The following is a 19,630-nucleotide window of genomic DNA, read 5'->3' as shown; positions in this document are numbered from 1 at the left end:
GAATATTGACCAAGGGTTTGAACCGTTAAAAATATAAACCTACTGATTAAATAGATATTTCCTCCATTATTTTGTCTAAAGTCGGACTAGACTGTTGCCACTTTGGCTGTTTGTCTTTATCCACAATTAATGCGCGAACACCTTCGACAATATCGCCATGTTGAAACCAAACATCTTGCAAATGTCGTTCAATTTGCATGCATTGCTTTAGAGAAAGCCCACGACCTAAATGCTGTAGTTGTAAACTGATCCTTTTCGCGATTGGAGAGCGTTGTTCCAATGTATTCCGTATTTTTAACGCCCACACTTGAGCATCATTATGCTGTTCATTTTCAAGACTATTTTCAATGGCATCAATGCTCTCAAAACCAAAATGCTTACGAATTAAATCTGCATTTTGACTAAGTTCACTTTCCGCTGGTCGAGTAATATATTTCGCAATCAATTGTTCAATATTTTCCTTACTTAGTTGCTTAGAATTTCTTAAATCTTCTTCTAATTGAACAAGTTGCTCACTCGGAACATGGTAGTCAATCAAATCTAGATACAACGCATCGCTGGCACTGATTTGATCGCCCGTAGTTGCCATGTACACACCAATATCATCCAAACGTGATAAAAAGTGTGTCGCAGCCACATCTGGGAAAAATCCAATGGCAGTTTCAGGCATGGCAAATCTAGATTTTTCGCTACTCACAAGCACATGACATGCTTGCGCTAAGCCAAATCCACCGCCAAGTACATAGCCATCGAGTATGACAATAATGGGTTTTTCATACGCACGAATGGTATTCAGCATTTCATATTCAGCTTGAAAATAAGCTTGATGATCTTCTCTACCATTCATATAACTATCATAGAGATAGCGAATATCTCCACCTGCACAAAATGCTTTGGGACTATTTGAGCGAATAAGTACGGCATGAATATTGGTTTGATCAGCCCATAGTGCTAATTGCTGTTGAATTCCTTGGATCATTTCCAAAGACAAGGCATTTAAACTTGCCACGCGATCTAAACTGATTTGGCCTAAATGTCCATGTTCTTCAATCATTAAGTTATTTGTACTCATATCCATATCATCCTTTTTTATTTTTAATTGTCTTTAAAATTGGCTTGGCGCTTTTCAACAAATGCTTGCATGCCTTCTTTTTGGTCTTGAGTTGCAAAAATCGAATGGAATGTTCTACGTTCAAAACGTAAACCTTCTTGCAAACTGACTTCAAATGCACGGTTAATTGACTCTTTGATCATCATGGTTGCGACTACAGATTTTTCGGCTATTTTTTCAGCAGCTTTTAAGGTCTTTTCGACCAACTCCTCTTTAGGGAAGACTTGAGCAACTAAACCACTCTGCTCTGCTTCTACTGCGCCCATTTGTCTCGCAGTCAGACACATTTCCATTGCTTTGGCCTTACCAATAGCAAGCGTTAAGCGCTGTGTCCCACCTATCCCTGGGATTACTCCCAAAGTCACTTCTGGTAAACCGAATTTTGCATTATCGGCACAGTAAATAAAGTCGCACATGAGTGCTAACTCACAGCCTCCACCCAACGCATAACCACTGACAGCTGCAATTAAAGGTTTACGGCGCTGAGCAATTCGATCTGCCAGATGAAAAAAATCATCCAAATAAATATTTGGGAAACTCAGTTCAGCCATTTCTTTAATATCTGCGCCAGCGGCAAAGGCTTTTTCTGAACCTGTAATAACCATACAACCAATGGTGGGATCTCGATCTAGATCATCCAAGGCAGTATTAAGGTCTTGAATTAATGTGCTATTCAACGCATTTAAGGCCTGAGGACGATTTAAAATAATGAGTCCAACACCATTGTTCTTTTCGAGCAGAATCGTTTCAAATTGCATGTGAGATCCCTATATATGTTCAATATTTATGAGTAGGCTTCATATCTGAAGCCTTGTCGTTTTAAATGTCTTAAAGACGTTATAAGCTACGGGCAATTACTAAACGTTGGATATCACTCGTGCCTTCATAGATTTGGCAAATACGTGCATCACGATATATACGTTCTATAGGGAAATCTTTGAGATAGCCATAACCTCCAAAGACTTGTAATGCTGCTGAGCAAACACGTTCAGCCATTTCAGATGAAAAAAGCTTGGCCATAGACGCTTCATTTAAGCAAGGTTGTCCTGCTTCTTTTAAACGTGCCGCGTGATAGACCAATTGGCGTGCGGCCTCTATTTCTGTTGCCATACTTGCCAATCGGAACGCAACTGCCTGATGTTCAAAGATCGGCTTTCCAAAGGTAATACGCTCTTTGGCATATCGGGTTGCTTCTTCTAATGCTGCACGTGCAAGACCAACTGCTTGCGCCGCTATACCAATACGACCGCCTTCTAGATTTGATAAGGCGATTTTCAAACCTTCGCCTTCTTTTCCTAACATTAGGCTTTCATGCACTCGCACGTCTGTGAGTGCAATTTGGCAGGTATCTGAGGCATGTAATCCAAGCTTTTCTTCAGTACGAATCACTTCATAACCGGATGTTTCTCTTGGGACAATAAAAGCACTCATGCCTTTTTTCCCTGCACTTGGGTCAGTCACAGCAAAGACAATAATGACCCCTGCATTATGTCCAGAGGTAATAAACTGCTTAGCACCATTAATCACCCATTCATTACCATCTTTGACTGCACGAGTTTTAATGGCAGCAGCATCTGAACCCGTATGCGGCTCAGTTAATGCAAATGCCCCGATCATTTTGCCTTGTGCTAAAGGCACTAAATATTTCTGCTTTTGTTCTTCTGTGCCAAATTTAGCAATAGGAACACAGCCTACCGAGTTATGTACACTCATAATAGTTGAGGTTGCTCCATCTGCCGCGGCAATCTCTTCTAAAGCCATAACATAGGCAAGATTACCTGTATCTGAACCACCCCATTCATCTGATACCAGCATGCCCAATAAACCCAGTTCACCCATCTGTGCTAAAGCCGCTTTGGGAAAGGTACCGTTTTTATCCCATTCAGCCGCTTGAGGTTTAATTTGTTCCTGCGCGAAACTGCGTGCCATGTCCTGAATTAATAATTGTTCTTCGGTAAATTGCATCTTATCTTCCTGTACATCAATCATTTGCTTTCATCCAGTTTGAAAATGACTAAAACTGAATGAAAGCTTGATTTTGATCCTGATTGTTCGGCATTCATTTAGGGTTAATCGTTACGTCATTTAACTTGCATGCTGCGTGGATTGTTTCGCAATCTCTTGATTTCTTAATAAGAAACGCTGAATTTTTCCACTTGGAGTTTTCGGTAGTTCTTGAACAAACTCCACCAATCGTGGATAAGCATGTGCAGATAAGCGCTTTTTCACAAATTGCCCTAGCTGCTCCGCTAATTCTTCTGACGCTGTGACATGCTCAGCTAAAATTACAAAAGCTTTTACGATTTCTGTCCGATCTGGATCAGGCACACCAATGACCGCAGCTTCAATCACTGCATCATGCTCAAGTAAAGCGCTTTCTACATCGAATGGCCCGATACGATAACCGGATGTTGTAATCACATCATCATTACGACCAACGAAGCTCATACTGCCATCTGCGTGTAATTCTGCAGTATCACCAGTGAGGTAATAATGCTTTACAAAGGGTGACTTACGACTTTCTTTATATCCACCAAACCACATCATCGGTGATAGACTGATATCGACAGCCAGTACTCCCGGCGCTCCTGCAGCTAACTCTTGCCCTTGTTCATCAACAACCGCCACGCGATATCCCGGACTGGCATAACCTGCGACACCTGCGCGAATATCATGTTGTAAGCCATGATGATTACACACCACCATACCAACTTCAGTCTGACCATAATGGTCAAAGATCGGTGCATCTAAAACTTGTTTAAACCAGCGGAACACTTCAGGGTTAAGCGGCTCACCAGCGCTACTGACGACTCGAAATTTCCCTTTGAGTTTTGCCATTTGTTCAGGATCAGCTGCCATCATCATCCGATACGCTGTCGGTGCGCCTGCAAGGTTCGTCACTTTGTAGTCATCTACGATCTGACACAAACTATCAATGCTAAAACCACCTTCGTAAAAGAGTGTTGCATGTCCAAGTAAAAGTGGCCCAGTAATTCCGTAATACAAACCATAAGCCCAACCCGGATCGGCAATATTCCAAAACGAATCATCTTCACGTAGCCCTACCGCATTTTTCATATATTGACCAAAAGCGATCAAAGCTTTAAGCGGGACTTCTAAGGGCTTTGCAGGACCTGTAGTACCTGAAGTAAACATCAAAAGAAATGGATCATTGATGCTCTGTAGGACAATTTCACAATCTGTAGACTGTGCGTTTACTTCATCCCAAAAGTTTAAATCTCCCTGTTGAATCCCTTGACCCGCTCGATCTGCAACAGTAACGATTTGGGGACAATGTGCAACTTCATCTAATTTACTGCGATTACCAACATCGCTAATCACCAATTTGCTTTGTGCAAGGTGTAAACGATGTTCAATGGCTTTGGGGCCAAAGGCGGTAAATAGCGGTTGATATACAGCACCTATTCGCCAAGCCCCTAAAATCATCACAAGTAATTCAACTGTACGGGGTAATAAACCCGATACACGATCACCTTTTTGCACACCCTGTGACTTTAAAAAATTGGCAAATTGGCTTGACAACTGTTGCAGCTCTGCAAAGGTATATTGTTCTTTCCGCCCATCTTTGCCTTGCCAATACAGTGCAACCTTATCTTGATCAATCGCATGACGGTCGCAGCATTCATAACATGCATTTAATTGCTCTAAAGAGCCTGATAACATTTCTTTGGCAGCATGATTTAAGTCAAATGCCTTTGCAACATCTTGATAATTCGACATCTTCTCTACCTCAGTCTCAATTTATTGTTATTCCGACACGAGTGTTAGTGTTTTTAGCCATCCCTAGGCTAGATTGGTGTTCAAAGCGATTCAGCATCCTTAGGTAAATATTGCTGCACAATGCTTGAAAAATCTAAGTGTGCATTACCTTGTAAACACAGCTGTTGATACATTTGCTGAACCAGTCCGCCTAAAATAATCGGCTGTTTGACTTGTCCTGCGGCTTCTACAGCCAGCCCTAAATCTTTCAACATCAACTGCGTTGCAAAACCATCAGTATAGCCACGTCCCGCAGGTGCATTTGCTGAGATACCCGGCCATGGATTACATACATCCGAACTCCAGCAACGTCCACTCGAACTATTCACCACACCCGCTAAGGCTTGAGGATCAATTCCCAGACGCGCACCGAGTGCCATACCTTCAGCAACGGCTGCCATGGAAATACCAAGAATCAAGTTATTGCAAATTTTCGCAATTTGACCTGCACCCACATCACCACAATGCACAATGTTTTTACCCATGTGGCCCAATACCGCTTTGGTTTTTTCAAAGGTTTGATCATCTGAACCGACCATAAAGGTTAATGTACCTGCCTGAGCACCAATAGTTCCGCCTGAAACAGGTGCATCACAGATTTTTATCTGATGTGCAGCACCCGCCTCGGCTATATCCTTAATGGTTTGCGGATCAATGGTACTGCTATCGATACATAAGCTTCCTGCTTTCATTACCGCCAACACACCATCTTCACCCAAATACACCTCTTTAACATGCTTGGCAGCAGGCAACATGCTAATCACGACATCTGCTTGTTTCGCGGCATCTTGTGGGCTTTGGCAAACGATGCCACCTGCTTCAGTAAAATGCTGAATCGCAATTTCGCTTAAGTCGAAACCGTAAACCGTAAAACCTGCTTTGAGTAGGTTTTGAGCCATTTTTCCGCCCATGTTTCCTAAACCGATAAAGGCAATATTCATCCTTGAACTCCTAAATTAACGTAGGTTAATGGTGGTATTCACTTCACCTTTTTCTTGTGTATCTTCGAACCAACGACTGGTGATGGTTTTGGTTTGTGTATAGAACTGAACTGCTTGCTTACCATATGGACCTAAGTCACCCAGTTTTGAACCACGCGATCCTGTAAAGCTAAAGAAAGGTACAGGTACAGGAATTGGAATGTTGATACCCACTTGACCAATATCGATATCGCTTTGGAATGTACGTGCGACTGCACCGCTTTGTGTAAATAGTCCGACACCGTTGCCAAATGGATTGGCATTAATCAATTCAATCGCCTGCTCCAGAGTATCGACATGAATAATGGCTAATACGGGTCCAAAGATCTCTTCGGTATAGATGCGCATATCGGTTGAAACTTGATTAAAAATCGTTGCTCCGACAAAGTTTCCTTGCTCATAGCCGATGACTTGAACATCACGACCATCCAGCAGCAACTCCGCACCTTGCTCTACACCGCTTTGAATTAAATCCAGTACACGTGCTTTTGCGCGAGGTGAAATAACTGGGCCAATATCGGTATTCGGCTCATGCCCTGCATTGACCTTCAGCGTTTTGGCTTTTTCAACCAGTTCATTGACCCATTCTTTACTTTCACCAACCATGACAGCTACCGACAAAGCCATACAACGCTGACCCGCCGCACCGAATGCTGCACCAACGAGAGCATTTAAGGTTTGTTCTTTATTGGCATCTGGCATCACCACCACATGGTTTTTAGCCCCCATCATCGACTGCACACGTTTTCCATGCTGTCCTGCAAGGTTATATACATGTGTACCAACAGCTGTAGAGCCTACAAATGAAATGGCCTTAATAGCTTGATGTGTGCATAAACGATCAACGACGTCTTTACCACCATGCACTACGTTCAATACGCCTGCTGGTATACCGGCTTCAATCGCAAGTTCGACAAGCATCATGGTCGACAATGGATCTTGTTCAGATGGCTTTAGAACAAAGGTATTTCCATTGACAATAGCCATTGGGAACATCCACAGTGGAATCATCGCAGGAAAGTTAAATGGCGTAATTCCTGCGCATACACCCAAAGGTTGTTGCAAAGTATAGGTATCCACACCACGTGCCACACCTTCTATATATTCGCCCATTTGAAGTGTGCCAACCGAACATGCATGCTCAACGACTTCTAAACCACGTTGAATATCACCCTCAGCATCTGCTAGCGTCTTTCCTTGCTCAGCAGTCAGTACACGGGCAATGTCTTTCATATTGCTACGGATCAGATCTTGTAGTTTCAGCATAATACGCATACGTGCTTGAACGGGTGTTAAGCGCCAAGTTTTAAACGCCTCTTGAGCTGAAGCAATCGCTGCATCCACTTCTTCCATAGTCGCCATTGGTACACGACCCAAAACCTCTTGAGTTGCAGGATTTAAAATGTCTTGCCACTCTGTAGTGTTTGACTCTACAAATTTACCGTTAATTAATAATTTAGCCGTCGATGACTGAATATTTGACATTGTGTTCATGACCTCTCCATAGGCACTTATTGTTTTGTACTGACTTAGAAAATATCCAAAAGCCTTATATTTATATTTTCCAATTCACTTCAAACTAGCAAAGAAAATTTTGACTACCAATAGAGATTCACGCACGATTGATGTGCAAATATGCACAGGGATGACAATAACAATGAAAGTAGATTGGGATCATTTACAGTATTTTTTGGTTTTGGCTCGTGCGAAAACCCTAACCAATACCGCACGTATTATCGGTGTTGAGCACAGTACAGTTTCTCGACGCATACATGCGCTAGAACTGGCTTTAGGCACACCATTATTTAAACGTGAAGCCACAGGTTATGAGCTCACTTTAGAAGGTTTGGCACTGGTTCCTCGCGTTGAACAAATGGAACAGGCCTTTTTACAAATCGAAAAACCCAACCAACCTATGCAAGGTCGTGTGCGAATTGGCACACCCGAAGGGTTTGGAACAGCATTTTTGACACAGCTCTTGGCAGAATTGTCCAAAAAATACCCCTTGCTGACTATCGACCTTATTCCTGTCCCGAAAATGATCAAGCTTTCACATCGTGAAGCAGATATTGTTATTTCCATCGATCGACCGAAATCTGGGCCCTATATCATTACTCGACTAGCAGACTATTGTTTAAAGATTTATGGCAGTAAGGAATACTTAAAAAACACGCAACCCATTCATACCTTAGAAGATTTAAAATCACACACTTTTGTGAACTATATAGATGATTTGGTCTATAGCCCTGAACTGTATTGTTTAGAGCGCTTACCTATTCAGCTCAATGCAAACTTTAGAAGTAGTAGTATTTTGGCACAACAAATTGCCGTGAGTGCGGGTGCAGGATTGGCAATATTGCCCAAGTTTTTGGCAGAGGAAAAACCCGAATTAGAACAAGTCTTGGCGCAAGATGTTCGTTTTGTGCATACCTTTTGGATGCTGACCTTAGTCGATTTACAACATGAGCCGCGCATTAAGCTGGTCTGGGACTTTTTGAGAAAAAGAACCGATCAATATCATAGTTTATTAATGGATTAAGTCAGGATGGCTTCTTCTAAACTATAACTGTTATAGAAATTTAGATGAATGTTGTATCTATGCTTTCAAGCGATATACCCCAATAATCACCTATAACCACTAGGGATTTAGAGTACATCTTATGAGCAATCAAGAGCCTAAAAAACCGCAAAAATATGCAGACAGTGAAATTTCAGATAAGGCCTTTAAACGTGCCATTATTTGGTTCTCAATCTATGTGCTTTTATTCTGTATTGGTGTAGCGTTTGTCGTTGGTGCAGATAATTCTTATCTACCTTAAGCGATAATCTATTCGCTTATTGCAACTCGCTATTGCATGTATATCTTACATTTCATGTTCGCTCATGATCAGTTCATAAAGTATTAATATGATCATTAGGCCAAATAATTTGGTTTTAAATTTGAATTTAAAAAAAGCTTGTAAGTCTACATTTACAAGCTTTTTGCATTTTTAAAGTGATCATATCACAGATATAAAATTACTTTCCCATCTGAATAGCTTATGCAGGACTTTGCTTTTTAACTTGGTGCTGTAGATGCGTTTGAATATATTCACCGTAGACCGACATTTTTTCAAAGATGTGTTCTGAATAAAACATGTCTTCTACCAAGACTTGCGCACGGTCAAACTCATATAAACCTAATCGTTGTAAAATTTTCGCATTGATAAACGAAAACTTTTGGCATAAATCGATATATTGCTGATCTTTGTCTTTAAATAGCAGCTTTAACATATTGATTTTATTTAGATCAAAATCAATCGGTTCAACTTTATCCGCCAAGACATGGATTTCAACATCTAAAAATTCAGCGAGCTGTTTTAATTTTTCTAAGTCGATATGTAGATGTGTAATACATATGATTTTGGAAACTTTCGGATTACATAAGCTATTGATCAAACTAAAATAGAAGTATTCTGCTGGCGATAGCTGTTCATTATGTAGCTCAATGTAGACATTGAGTCCCGATAAAACATCATCAACTTTAAATGCGCTAAGTTTAGCCTCAGCATGATAATAACGATTTAATATTGCAACATTTTCAGGGCTTTGCAGTGTAGCGTAGATCACCTTCTGATTCAAATTCGCTAAGATAAAGGGTGCAAATAAAAAAGCCGCATTTTCAGCCTTGGCGTGCATATACTCCTGACAAATACTGACATAGCCCACTTGCTGTACTTGGCGCAAAATTCGACTTCGTAAAAGCACCGCTTCTAAATTAGTATGCTGTTGTTGCAACAGATGCAGCGTTGAATCTGTCAATGGAACATCCACCAGTAAATGTTGTAACAGTTCTAATTCACTGGCTTTAAACATACTCAACTCCCTAACTTCCATACCATTTGACGCCACAAGTGTTGTGGTCTATGCACCTTATAAAAAATTCAAGCTTAAAACTAGATACAGTGATTTTGAAAAAACATATAACAGTATAGACTCATCTGTTATAAAAATTTAATGTAAAGTTTCATTTACTGATATATTTATAACAGAATTTTGTCTTGTTGATGACTATGTATAAATCGGAACAGCTCGCTCAGCACCTACGTCAACTGATTGAAAATGGCACTTTAAAAGCGCACGAAAAACTTCCGTCTTTACGTGAACAAGTGCAGTTGTCTGGCTTTAGTTTAATCACGGTCATGAATGCCTATCAGGAGTTGGAATCGCGTGGCTTAATCTATGCACGTGAAAAATCAGGCTACTATGTAGCTCAAGGCTTAGTCGAAATAGAGGCTGAACAAACTCAAATCGTGTCTTTAAACACCCCCATTGAAATTAACTCTCTGGTATTTAAGTATTTAAAATCGATACAAGATGAAAAAATCATTCCCTTGGGTTCAGCCTTTCCATCTCAAGACATTGTTTTTTCTAAAAAGTTAACCCAAATCATGGGGCAAATTTCCCGAAATCCCAAAAGTTATGATGCCATTGATAATCTTCCACCCGGAAATTTAGCCCTTCGTAAGTTGATTGCACAGCGTTATTGCATGCAAGGCATTGCCACAGATCCAGAGGATATTGTGATTACCTCAGGCTGTATGGATGCACTGAATCTTTCCTTACAAGCCATTGCCTCACCGGGTGATTATATTGTGTTACAGCAAAATATTTTCTATGGCGCCTTGCAAGCTGCAGAGCGCTTAGGCCTTAAAGTGGTGACCTTACCTGAACATCCACAAGACGGTTTTGATTTAACCGCGTTTGAACATATTCTAAAAACTTATCCCGTCAAGATCTGTTGGTTGATGCTGAATTCGCATAATCCTGTGGGCTTTACAGTCAGCGATGAAATCAAGCAAAAAATTGCCGTGTTATTACACCAATATCATGTGCATTTAGTTGAGGACGATGTGTATGAAGAAATGCATTATGCGTCCAAGAAACCTGTTTCAATGAAATACTTTGACCAAAATAATATGGTCTTACACTGCTCATCTTTTTCTAAAACGTTAGGTGCTGCATTTCGAGTGGGTTGGGTGCATGCAGGTAAATACTCTCAAGCGATTCAACACTTACAACTCATGAGTACTATTTCCGTCAATACCTTATTGCAAAATGCCTTGGTGGAATTTATTTCAAATTATCATTATGAAAAACATTTACGGGTCTTAAGAAAAAGTCTACAGCAACATAAATTACAGTTTTACCGTTATTTAGAAAGCCGCCTACCGACTGGATGCAAATTACAATATCATCCAAGTGGTTATTTTCTTTGGTTAAAATTACCGGAGAATGTTGAAAGTATGGCAGTCTATGAAGCCTTAATTCAACAGCAGATCGGCATTGCACCAGGCCGTTTATTTAATGTTGCGGAAGCCAAAACTCAATATATCCGTTTAAATTGTTCCTTTGCATGGAAGGATGAGATTCAACAGGCTTTAGATGCCCTCCTTAGTACAATCTCTGCACTTTCCTCAGATCAGACGAATATTTGACAATTTTTATTGTCATTATTATGCTCAAACAGATATTGTTCAAATACATATATTTGTTGTTGAGATAACAACGAATTCATTCAACATTTACGAAAATTCAAAAAACAAATAGGTTAGTTCATGGAAGATCACAAACACAGTCAACGCATACATGCCTTTAGTTCGGATGTACTCACAGATCTAGATGCTGTGGGGATTGCACAGCTCATCAAATCTAAAGAAGCCTCTGTACAGGAAATAACACAAGCGGCCATTGCACGTGCGGAACAAGTCAATCCGTATCTAAATGCCATTGAATTGGACTGTTTTCAGCGTGCTTTAGAGCAAAATCAATATGTTGAACATGGTCTATTTGCGGGCGTCCCTTTTTTCTTTAAAGATAATCTAGATTATCAAGGATTGCCATCACGCCATGGTTCAAAGGCCATAGGTTCAAAACCAGCCGATCGTAATCCTCAAATTAGCCAACAAATCTTAGATCAAGGGTTTGTCGTATTAGGAAAATCTAAGCTCCCTGAATTTGGTCTAAATGCCAGTACCGAATATAAAGATGGCTCAGCCACCTATAACCCTTGGAATCTAAGTTATTCCTGCGGCGCGTCTTCTGGCGGTTCTGCAGCTCTCGTTGCAGCCGGTGTAGTGCCGATTGCCCATGCCAATGATGGCGGTGGTTCGATTCGTATCCCTGCTGCATGCTGCGGTTTGATTGGATTAAAGCCTAGTCGTGGTCGTACTTATGACAGTGAAGCAGCAGGCTCTCTTCCGATTAATATCATCAGTGAAGGTGTCCTAACCCGTAGCATACGCGATACAGCGCATTTCTATGCAGGAATGGAGTCAAGTTATTACAATAAAAAACTGCCACGCATAGGCATGATTCATGGCCCTTCTAAACGTCGACTACGCATCGGTTTAGTCCCGCAATCGATTACTGGGCAAATAGATAGCGAAACAACTTCAACCTTAATGTATAGCGCAGCACTCTTGGAAAAATTAGGCCATCATGTTGAAGAACTTCAGTTACCTTTTGCCTTAAGCTTTGTGGAAGATTTTAGTGAATATTGGGGGATGTTGTCCTTTTTACTGAGTACCTTTGGCAAGAAAATCTTTGGCGCTGACTTTAATCCAAAAGAGTTAGATCACTTAACCGTTGGTTTATCGAAGTTGTATAAAAAGAACTTTTATAAAACCCCGTTATTTCTGTATCGATTAAAGAAAATGCAGCAACAATATCGTGAAATCTTTAAGCATTACGATGTATTGCTATCGCCTGTACTTGCACATACCACACCTAAAATTGGCTATTTGTCACCTCAATTACCGTTTGACCAGTTATTCGAACGTATACAGAACTATGTGACTTTTACCCCTATCCAAAATGTGGTGGGTGCGCCGGGTATGTCGATTCCTATGGGAGAAACGCAAAACGATGGACTACCGATCAGTATGCAAATATCAGCCGATGTCGGGGATGAAAAAACCTTGATCGAACTGGCGTATGAAATTGAAGAAGCTCAGCCATGGCGACGTATTCAGGATATGCCTCGAACTGCTTAACAAACTAATCAAAGAGTTAAAAAAAGGGAGCTGATTGGCTCCCTTTTTTTATTCAAATCCGCAGAATAAGGCTTTTTAATTGTTCGCTGTATGGAATACAAGATGCTTAATTAAAATGATACGTCAGTCCTGCATATACCGCCCGACCTTCACCCGGTGTTAAACGAGCAGGATCTTTGCCGGCATCGTTATAGCCCGGTGTCACGGTAGATGCATATTTTTTATTGGCTATATTTCTAAAATCCAACCACGCCATATACTGTTTTTGTGGTTGTATATAGCCGAACGATGCTCCCCAAATTTGCCAATCTTTTGCATAGAAACTATTGGCATAATCGGTTGCGACCTTTGTGGCATAAAGTGTATTCACCGCAGTATAAAAGCCTAAAGGATGTTCGTATTTAAGTTCAGCCTGATAGATATGTTTAGGTATACCTGCAAGCTCATTTTTTCCAAATACCGCATCATTTTTATAGTGAAAATCATTCAAGGTATAGGCTTGTTTTAGTTGAACCTGTCCATATGTATCATTTTGCCAAAGTGAACTGTTTAAACCGACTTCAATCCCTTGATGAATGGTGTCTGAAGCATTTGATTCAGCAATAATCTTTTTAGGCTCTGATTGGATTTCAACGGCCAATAGTTCATTTTTAACCTGTGAATAGTAATATGCAATATTCCACTCACCCAGTGCATGTTGACCACGCCCACCTAGTTCAAGAGTGTTCGCTGTCTGACTATTCAAATGTATCGGAGCACTTTGGCGTCCCGTTGCTGCGCCACTACCATCTGGGAAGTATTGATCCGACCCCCAAATTAAAGCCCAAGGATGTGGTGCTTCTAAGCTTCGACTGACATTGGCAAAGAGCTGTGTTTCAAGTTGGATTTGATATCGAAAACCTAGCGATGGCAGGACATTCCATTCACGAATATTTTCTTTATGGCTTTGCACAGGCCATGTCACTTCACTTTCACGATGGGTGTACGCCAATGCGACACGACTATCGAGCCAAAACTGTGGGTGTAGTGCCAAGGCATTGGCATAATGTAAAACATAGTCACCACCTTGGTAGGTATAATGCCGCGTTTCTGTACCCGCAGCATAGGCGCCTTGCGCTACACGCAAGCGTTCAACGACCTGACCATCTGGCAAATGCGTGGTACTACGAAAACCTAAAGTATTTTGGCTTTCATGCCCCCATAGCGTTCGGTCAAATTGGTAGTTAAATAAGGTAATGATATCGTCATAGTCAACATCGGTACTATACAAACCTTCTTGCAAATCCATCGGATAATGATGATAGGCCAGACCCAACTGTAAGCGATCACCTGTGTCCAAAGTCATATTGGTTTTATTCGCCAACCAAAGACTTCCCGGCTGCGGACGATTATTATTCAGCGAGATATTTTGGGCTACTGCTTGTTTTGGATTTTGTTCAATCTGTTGTTGGGTTAGACGTCCCGGCGTTTGGTGTTCAGTCTCTCGGTAACGCAGATAAAAACGTGTATCTAGGTTAGGGTTTATTTTATATCCCACATTGGCCGATAAACCTTTGCTCTGGCTTGAAGCATGATCTTGAAAACCGTCATCATCACTTTGCGTTAAGGAAAGATAATAGTCTAAGTCGCCAATTTGTTGTCCTGAATTGATTTCACTTTTTTGATAACCGTGGCTACCCATTTCATGGTGCACTGACAGTTTTGCTGCATTTTTTCCAGTTGGGCTAGCATAGTTAATTAGACCACCCAGGCTTAATGCACCACGTGTTAAACCATTAGCCCCCCGTAAAACCTCTATATGGTCTACCCACAGCGGCTCAAGCAGTTCATAAGGTGTTCCTCCTGGCCCTGTAAATGGCAAATCATCTAAGGTTACATACAACCCTGAAGCATGCGCCCCCGGTGCACGATTGATCCCCGAGCCACGTATCGACAGTTTCACCCCTTCATTTCCTGAAGATGCCGCGTATATCCCCGGTTGATTTTTAAATAAATCAGCATTTGTTCGCTTGGGTACATCTTGAATGTCTGCTGCAACGATCGCATTGGTTGCACCATTTACTTTAGTCAGTGCTTTTTTTATTTGATCATCCATTGAACTTTGTTCAACGTTAATGGTGATTTCAGGTAATACATTGCTATCTGCAACACTATATTGTGCCATTGCAGTAAGCATCATTAGGCTTAAAAGCTTAAGTGACGTGTTGTTATATTTGGAAAATTGAGGGACATCCATGATTGCGTCTTCTAAGTGAAACGAAATTGACGGCAAGGATTGTAGTGTGTTTTATCGTCATGTATGTATCAAAATATTTCAAAATTCATGATTTTTATCAATATCCTTCTTCGTATTTTTATATTCAAATGATTTGTTAAATGAAATAAAACAGATAATTATATTTTTTAGTCAAAAAATAAAAGTTTCTAAATAAGATAAAAGCCCTCAATCGATAAAGATCAAGGGCGTGTATGGATTGTGAGCACGTATTGAAAGATTGTCGGAAAGTCAGATGTCAAATCCTGAACATACTTCCAATCACGCTCTTGTTAAATTGATATTGAAATTTCCAAGGCAATTTGAATTAAACAATTCTCTGTAACGGCATTAGAAGTTATACATCGCGACTGCATTGATTCGGTTATCTTCACCCTTAGAACTGCCATTTGGCGCAGCACCAAAAGCTTCACGTTCACCATAGACATATTCCAGACCTAAACTAATCGGCTTAACAGGGCTGTAAAATACATTTGCCCATGCTTGCCACAAGTTTTTATTGGCCTTGGTTTTATCGACTAATGAGTTGACATAATCAGCATTATTATCTGCTTTCATATAACCATAGCCCAATGTTCCGCGCCATTGTGCTGAAATTTGTTGAGTTAAACCTACTGTAATCGAGTCAAATTCATTGGTGGCGATGATGTCTTTATCCGCATTGGTGACAAAGCCTTGGTTGGTCCATGACACAAAACTACTGTCGCCTTTGACATGGTAATAATCCGCCTTGAGCACTGTTTTATCCGTCAAATCTAGTTTTGCGCCCAGACCAAGCCCCCATGCGGTTTCTGTATCCGTATCCGTTTTCTTTTCAACACCCATCGCACGTGCGCTCAACGTCAGCGTATCTATCATTTTATAATTTAAACGCGCAGTTAATGCAGGCAAACGCATATTTGAGCTGTCATCTTTAGAATCTTCAGCTGCGAGCACGAGATTTGTCTCTGGACTAAATTTGTGACTATAGCGAACTTGCGGTGTACGTTTAACAGCACCACCGACATAGCCCAATGCATCAATGGTTTCAGGCATATAATCAGGTACAGCAAAGTTAGACCATGTTTGCCCCACCAACCAATCACCATAGGTCAAATAGGCATGACGAATCCGCAGTCCATCATTTGCGCCCAAAAAGTCGACTTCAATTTTACCGCCTACATCGCCCACTTGAGTCGGCGTTTTAAAGTCTAGGCCTAAACGTGTGGCAGCAAGTGTTGCTTTTAAACGATCTGAACTTTCAGCATTCCCTTCTAGCGGAACACTATTCATTTGGTTATACAGGCGAGATAAGCTGCCGCCTTCTGCCTGATAAGATGCATCTGCTCGCACATTGCCATACAAGCTAAACTCAGCACCCGATTTGGTATTTAAACTCAGGCTCGGTGTTTGAGTCGGTTTTTGATTCTGCGCAGCAACTACAGACCCTTGTTTTACGTCTTTGATTTCACTCGACAAAGTGTTTTGCTGCTGAACATATTGCTGCATCATGGCTTTTAATGCTTTGACTTCATCACGCAACTGTTCAACTTCAGCTTCGCTGACTGCCGCATGTGTCCACATGGGGAACGCGACTGCACAAGCTAGTATCATCGGTTTAATTTTAAAGGTTTTTTTGACTAAATTTAGCTTTTGAGTTTTCATCCTGACCTCGATTTGGGCGATGCCCTTTCCTTATTTTTTGTCACAATTCCCACTAGCCCTCATGCTGTGCATCAGGCCTGGAAACTAAAATTTTGGGGTAATGTTAAATCTTTAAATACCGGCTTAATTCGCTGGATTTTTAATGGCTTGTGTATTGATCTTTCGTGATTGACCTTGAGTAGATGCCTCTACTGACGCTTGTAAATTCACCATAAAGATCGCTAATGCAGCTACGACACCCGGAATGGCAATCACCAAGAAGTTCATTTGATGCGGCAAATTCATGGTTAACAGCGCACCAGTAAGTACCGGTCCAACGATTGCACCAATTCGTCCAATCCCCGATGCCCAGCCCATACCTGTAGAACGTACCGTGGTTGGATAGTATTGTGCGACAAAGGTATAAAGTAGGATTTGCGAACCGATGGTAGCTGCGCCTGCTACAGCAATTAAGGTATACAGAACCATTTGCGGACTGTTAAAGCCCAGTAAGATTAAAACCAAAGCGCCACACATGAACATGATGCTCAGTACTTTTTTGATATGGAAGCGGTCAGCCAAAGCACCACCACCAATAGCACCTACCATTCCACCAATATTCAGTGCAAAGAGGAAAATCATACTTGCACCAAGCGAATAGCCGGCTTGAATCATCAATTTTGGTAACCAACTTCCAAGTGCATAAACCATTAGTAAGCACATGAAAAATGCAATCCAGAACATAAACGTACTGAAACTACGGCCTTGTTGAAATAATGCTTTTAACGGAGCTTTGTCTTCTTCAGAAACCTCATTGAGTACAAATTGCGTATCTGTTGTGAGGACTTGTTCAGGGGCAATTTTTGAGACAATCGTTCGAGTCGTATCTGTTTGATGCTTTGAGGTTAAATACATCAATGACTCAGGGAGGAATTTCCAAATTAAAGGCAGTGCAAGACATGGAATAATCGCAATATAAAACATGATTTTCCAGCCATATACAGGCACTAACCAAGCACCCAATAACGCTGAAGCCATACCACCTATGGCATAACCACTAAACATTAGTGCAACTAAGGTACTGCGTATACGTTTTGGCGCGTATTCTGTCATTAATGCGACAACGTTCGGCATAACGCCACCGATGCCTAGACCGGCAAGAAAGCGTAAAATACCAAACTCAACGGGAGTACTTGCAAAAGCGCCGCAGAAGGTAAAACCACTAAAGATACCGACACAGATCATAATGGTTTTTTTGCGACCAATTTTATCGGACAGTGTGCCAAAACACATGGCACCAAACATCATGCCAAATAAAGCCGTACTTGCCAGTAAGCCGGCTTGTACCGCAGATAAGGACCATTCTTGCATCAACAACGGTAAGGCAACGCCATAGATCACCAAGTCATAACCGTCAAAAATAATAATCAAAAGACACCAAATCAAAACACCCCAATGAAATGGCGTAAATTTGGCTTCATCAACCAAGGTATTAATATTAATTTTCTGGTTTTGCATAGCCCACCTCCTAATTGTGAAGCTTGTAAAATTCGCTTTTCACAATGAATAAGTCGGTGCTTAATGTCCAAAACCGATTAGGCATGTTTGTATACCTAAAAAGTTGAATACAAATTAATCCCTTGATTCCGCTTTATTTAAATAGATCATTTCATATGTGCAGTTCATCTGAACGTCTAGCGACAGCATACTCAAAACACAGCACGATCATATGGAATCGCTTCTAAATCATACACTTGATAAACACTATCAAATAAACCACGAATATCTTCGCTTTCATCCATATTACGCACAGCCATAAATACAGGGCTGATCGCGGCTTCATCTAAGATAGGAACAAAGGTTAAATGTGTTAATTGCACACTTTGGGCACTCATTGGGGTGATACAAACCCCTTCATTGGCTGCAACAAAGCCCAGTGCCAGTTGTAATTCACGTACTTCACGTACTTTTTTAGGTTCCAAACCATACTCTGAAAATATGCCACGCACTTGGGTCGAAAAGTTTGGTTTGTTGTGATTTGGGTAAAAAATCAATTGCTGATCGATCAGATCTGCAAGATATACTCCTTCCTTTTTTTGTGCCAAAGGATGACTAGCATGTAAGGCTACCACTAAGCGTTCTTCACGCAGTAAAACTCGTTTAATCGCGGGGTCTGAAATACGCAAACGCCCAAAGCCGACATCTATACGACCTTCTTTTAATGCTTTGATTTGTTCAGTGGTGGCCATTTCCTCCATTTCTATTTTTAAATGTGGGTGTTGTTGCTTAAATAAGTACAAAATATTCGAGAGTAAACCAAACAATAAAGAGCTCACAAAACCGATTGTCACTGTTCTTTCGGTCAAACCGATTCGTTTCGTCATCGATTTAATTTCTTCTGCATTAGACAAAAGTTTTAAAGCATGATGATAAAAAAATTGGCCTGCTTCTGTGGTCTTAAGCGGTCGGCTACCGCGTTCAAATAACTGAATTCCAAGCTCATGTTCCAAATTTTGAATCTGCCGACTCAAAGGTGGTTGAGCTATATATAGTTTTTCTGCCGCTTTGGTAAAACTCTGCTCTTCAACCACTGCGACAAAGTATCTTAAGTGTCTTAGTTCCATGGTTATCGATACCTATTAAGTATAATAAAATGCAAATTTGATCTTCGACGTGAAGATTTTATTCTTTTAAGGTATATCACATAGACAGGATTAAGCAAATTTAATCCCATCCAACAGATCAAAAACATCGTGCAGCGCATTACCTGAAAGAAGCTTCAGCCGCTACACGAAACAACTTAAAAAGTATTGTTAGACAACCAAAC

The 19,630-nt window shown here is 40.9% G+C and carries 15 protein-coding genes; 4 read left to right on the top strand and 11 right to left on the bottom strand.

Features of this window, described 5'->3' with window-relative positions:
• Window positions 1-46: 46 nt before the first annotated feature.
• The 6 genes from FTU83_RS10850 to FTU83_RS10825 form a co-directional block, all read right to left on the bottom strand.
• Window positions 47-1,072, bottom strand: a complete 1,026-nt coding sequence (locus FTU83_RS10850; protein WP_180106501.1) for an enoyl-CoA hydratase/isomerase family protein — start codon at window positions 1,070-1,072, stop codon at window positions 47-49.
• 23 nt (window positions 1,073-1,095) lie between these two features.
• Window positions 1,096-1,869, bottom strand: coding sequence for an enoyl-CoA hydratase (locus tag FTU83_RS10845; protein WP_180106499.1), 774 nt, complete (start codon window positions 1,867-1,869; stop codon window positions 1,096-1,098).
• Between the two features lie 79 nt (window positions 1,870-1,948).
• The gene (locus FTU83_RS10840) at window positions 1,949-3,076 is read right to left on the bottom strand and encodes an acyl-CoA dehydrogenase family protein (RefSeq protein WP_180106509.1); all 1,128 of its coding nucleotides are present in this window, start codon (window positions 3,074-3,076) and stop codon (window positions 1,949-1,951) included.
• Between the two features lie 120 nt (window positions 3,077-3,196).
• Complete coding sequence (locus FTU83_RS10835; RefSeq protein WP_180106497.1) at window positions 3,197-4,852, bottom strand: AMP-binding protein; 1,656 nt, start codon at window positions 4,850-4,852, stop codon at window positions 3,197-3,199.
• A gap of 80 nt (window positions 4,853-4,932) precedes the next feature.
• Complete coding sequence (gene mmsB / locus FTU83_RS10830; protein WP_180106495.1) at window positions 4,933-5,832, bottom strand: 3-hydroxyisobutyrate dehydrogenase; 900 nt, start codon at window positions 5,830-5,832, stop codon at window positions 4,933-4,935.
• 15 nt (window positions 5,833-5,847) lie between these two features.
• On the bottom strand, window positions 5,848-7,365 hold the full coding sequence (locus FTU83_RS10825; protein WP_180106493.1) for a CoA-acylating methylmalonate-semialdehyde dehydrogenase: 1,518 nt from the start codon (window positions 7,363-7,365) through the stop codon (window positions 5,848-5,850).
• A 163-nt stretch (window positions 7,366-7,528) separates the two neighbouring features.
• Here FTU83_RS10825 and FTU83_RS10820 point away from each other — a divergent pair, with 163 nt between their 5' ends.
• Together FTU83_RS10820 and FTU83_RS10815 are read left to right on the top strand one after the other, a co-directional pair.
• Window positions 7,529-8,410 carry a LysR family transcriptional regulator gene (locus FTU83_RS10820; RefSeq protein ID WP_078193328.1) on the top strand — a complete coding sequence of 294 codons (882 nt, stop codon included), beginning with the start codon at window positions 7,529-7,531 and terminating at the stop codon, window positions 8,408-8,410.
• A gap of 121 nt (window positions 8,411-8,531) precedes the next feature.
• A complete protein-coding gene (locus FTU83_RS10815; protein WP_168379604.1) occupies window positions 8,532-8,690 on the top strand; it encodes a hypothetical protein in 159 nt (52 codons plus the stop codon).
• Between the two features lie 220 nt (window positions 8,691-8,910).
• On the opposite strand, the gene FTU83_RS10810 is transcribed toward FTU83_RS10815, so the two are convergent.
• The gene (locus FTU83_RS10810; RefSeq protein WP_180106491.1) at window positions 8,911-9,726 is read right to left on the bottom strand and encodes a hypothetical protein; all 816 of its coding nucleotides are present in this window, start codon (window positions 9,724-9,726) and stop codon (window positions 8,911-8,913) included.
• Window positions 9,727-9,923: 197 nt separating this feature from the next.
• Between FTU83_RS10810 and FTU83_RS10805 the strand changes: the two genes are divergently transcribed.
• Both FTU83_RS10805 and FTU83_RS10800 read left to right on the top strand, forming a co-directional pair.
• A complete protein-coding gene (locus tag FTU83_RS10805) occupies window positions 9,924-11,348 on the top strand; it encodes a PLP-dependent aminotransferase family protein (RefSeq protein ID WP_180106507.1) in 1,425 nt (474 codons plus the stop codon).
• Between the two features lie 120 nt (window positions 11,349-11,468).
• Window positions 11,469-12,905, top strand: a complete 1,437-nt coding sequence (locus FTU83_RS10800; RefSeq protein WP_180106489.1) for an amidase — start codon at window positions 11,469-11,471, stop codon at window positions 12,903-12,905.
• Between the two features lie 106 nt (window positions 12,906-13,011).
• Here FTU83_RS10800 and FTU83_RS10795 read toward each other — a convergent pair whose 3' ends face one another.
• From FTU83_RS10795 to FTU83_RS10780, 4 genes are all read right to left on the bottom strand, one after another.
• A complete protein-coding gene (locus FTU83_RS10795) occupies window positions 13,012-15,141 on the bottom strand; it encodes a TonB-dependent receptor domain-containing protein (RefSeq protein ID WP_180106487.1) in 2,130 nt (709 codons plus the stop codon).
• Window positions 15,142-15,510: 369 nt separating this feature from the next.
• Complete coding sequence (locus tag FTU83_RS10790; protein WP_180106485.1) at window positions 15,511-16,824, bottom strand: DcaP family trimeric outer membrane transporter; 1,314 nt, start codon at window positions 16,822-16,824, stop codon at window positions 15,511-15,513.
• Between the two features lie 123 nt (window positions 16,825-16,947).
• The gene (locus FTU83_RS10785; RefSeq protein ID WP_180106483.1) at window positions 16,948-18,321 is read right to left on the bottom strand and encodes an MFS transporter; all 1,374 of its coding nucleotides are present in this window, start codon (window positions 18,319-18,321) and stop codon (window positions 16,948-16,950) included.
• Window positions 18,322-18,512: 191 nt separating this feature from the next.
• Window positions 18,513-19,427 carry a LysR family transcriptional regulator gene (locus FTU83_RS10780; protein ID WP_180022865.1) on the bottom strand — a complete coding sequence of 305 codons (915 nt, stop codon included), beginning with the start codon at window positions 19,425-19,427 and terminating at the stop codon, window positions 18,513-18,515.
• Window positions 19,428-19,630: the final 203 nt, after the last annotated feature.

The organism is Acinetobacter sp. YH12152 (assembly GCF_013418285.1).
GTDB lineage: Bacteria > Pseudomonadota > Gammaproteobacteria > Pseudomonadales > Moraxellaceae > Acinetobacter > Acinetobacter amyesii.
The sequence above is the reverse complement of the archived record's forward strand: the minus strand, read 5'-3'. Positions and strand labels throughout refer to the sequence as shown.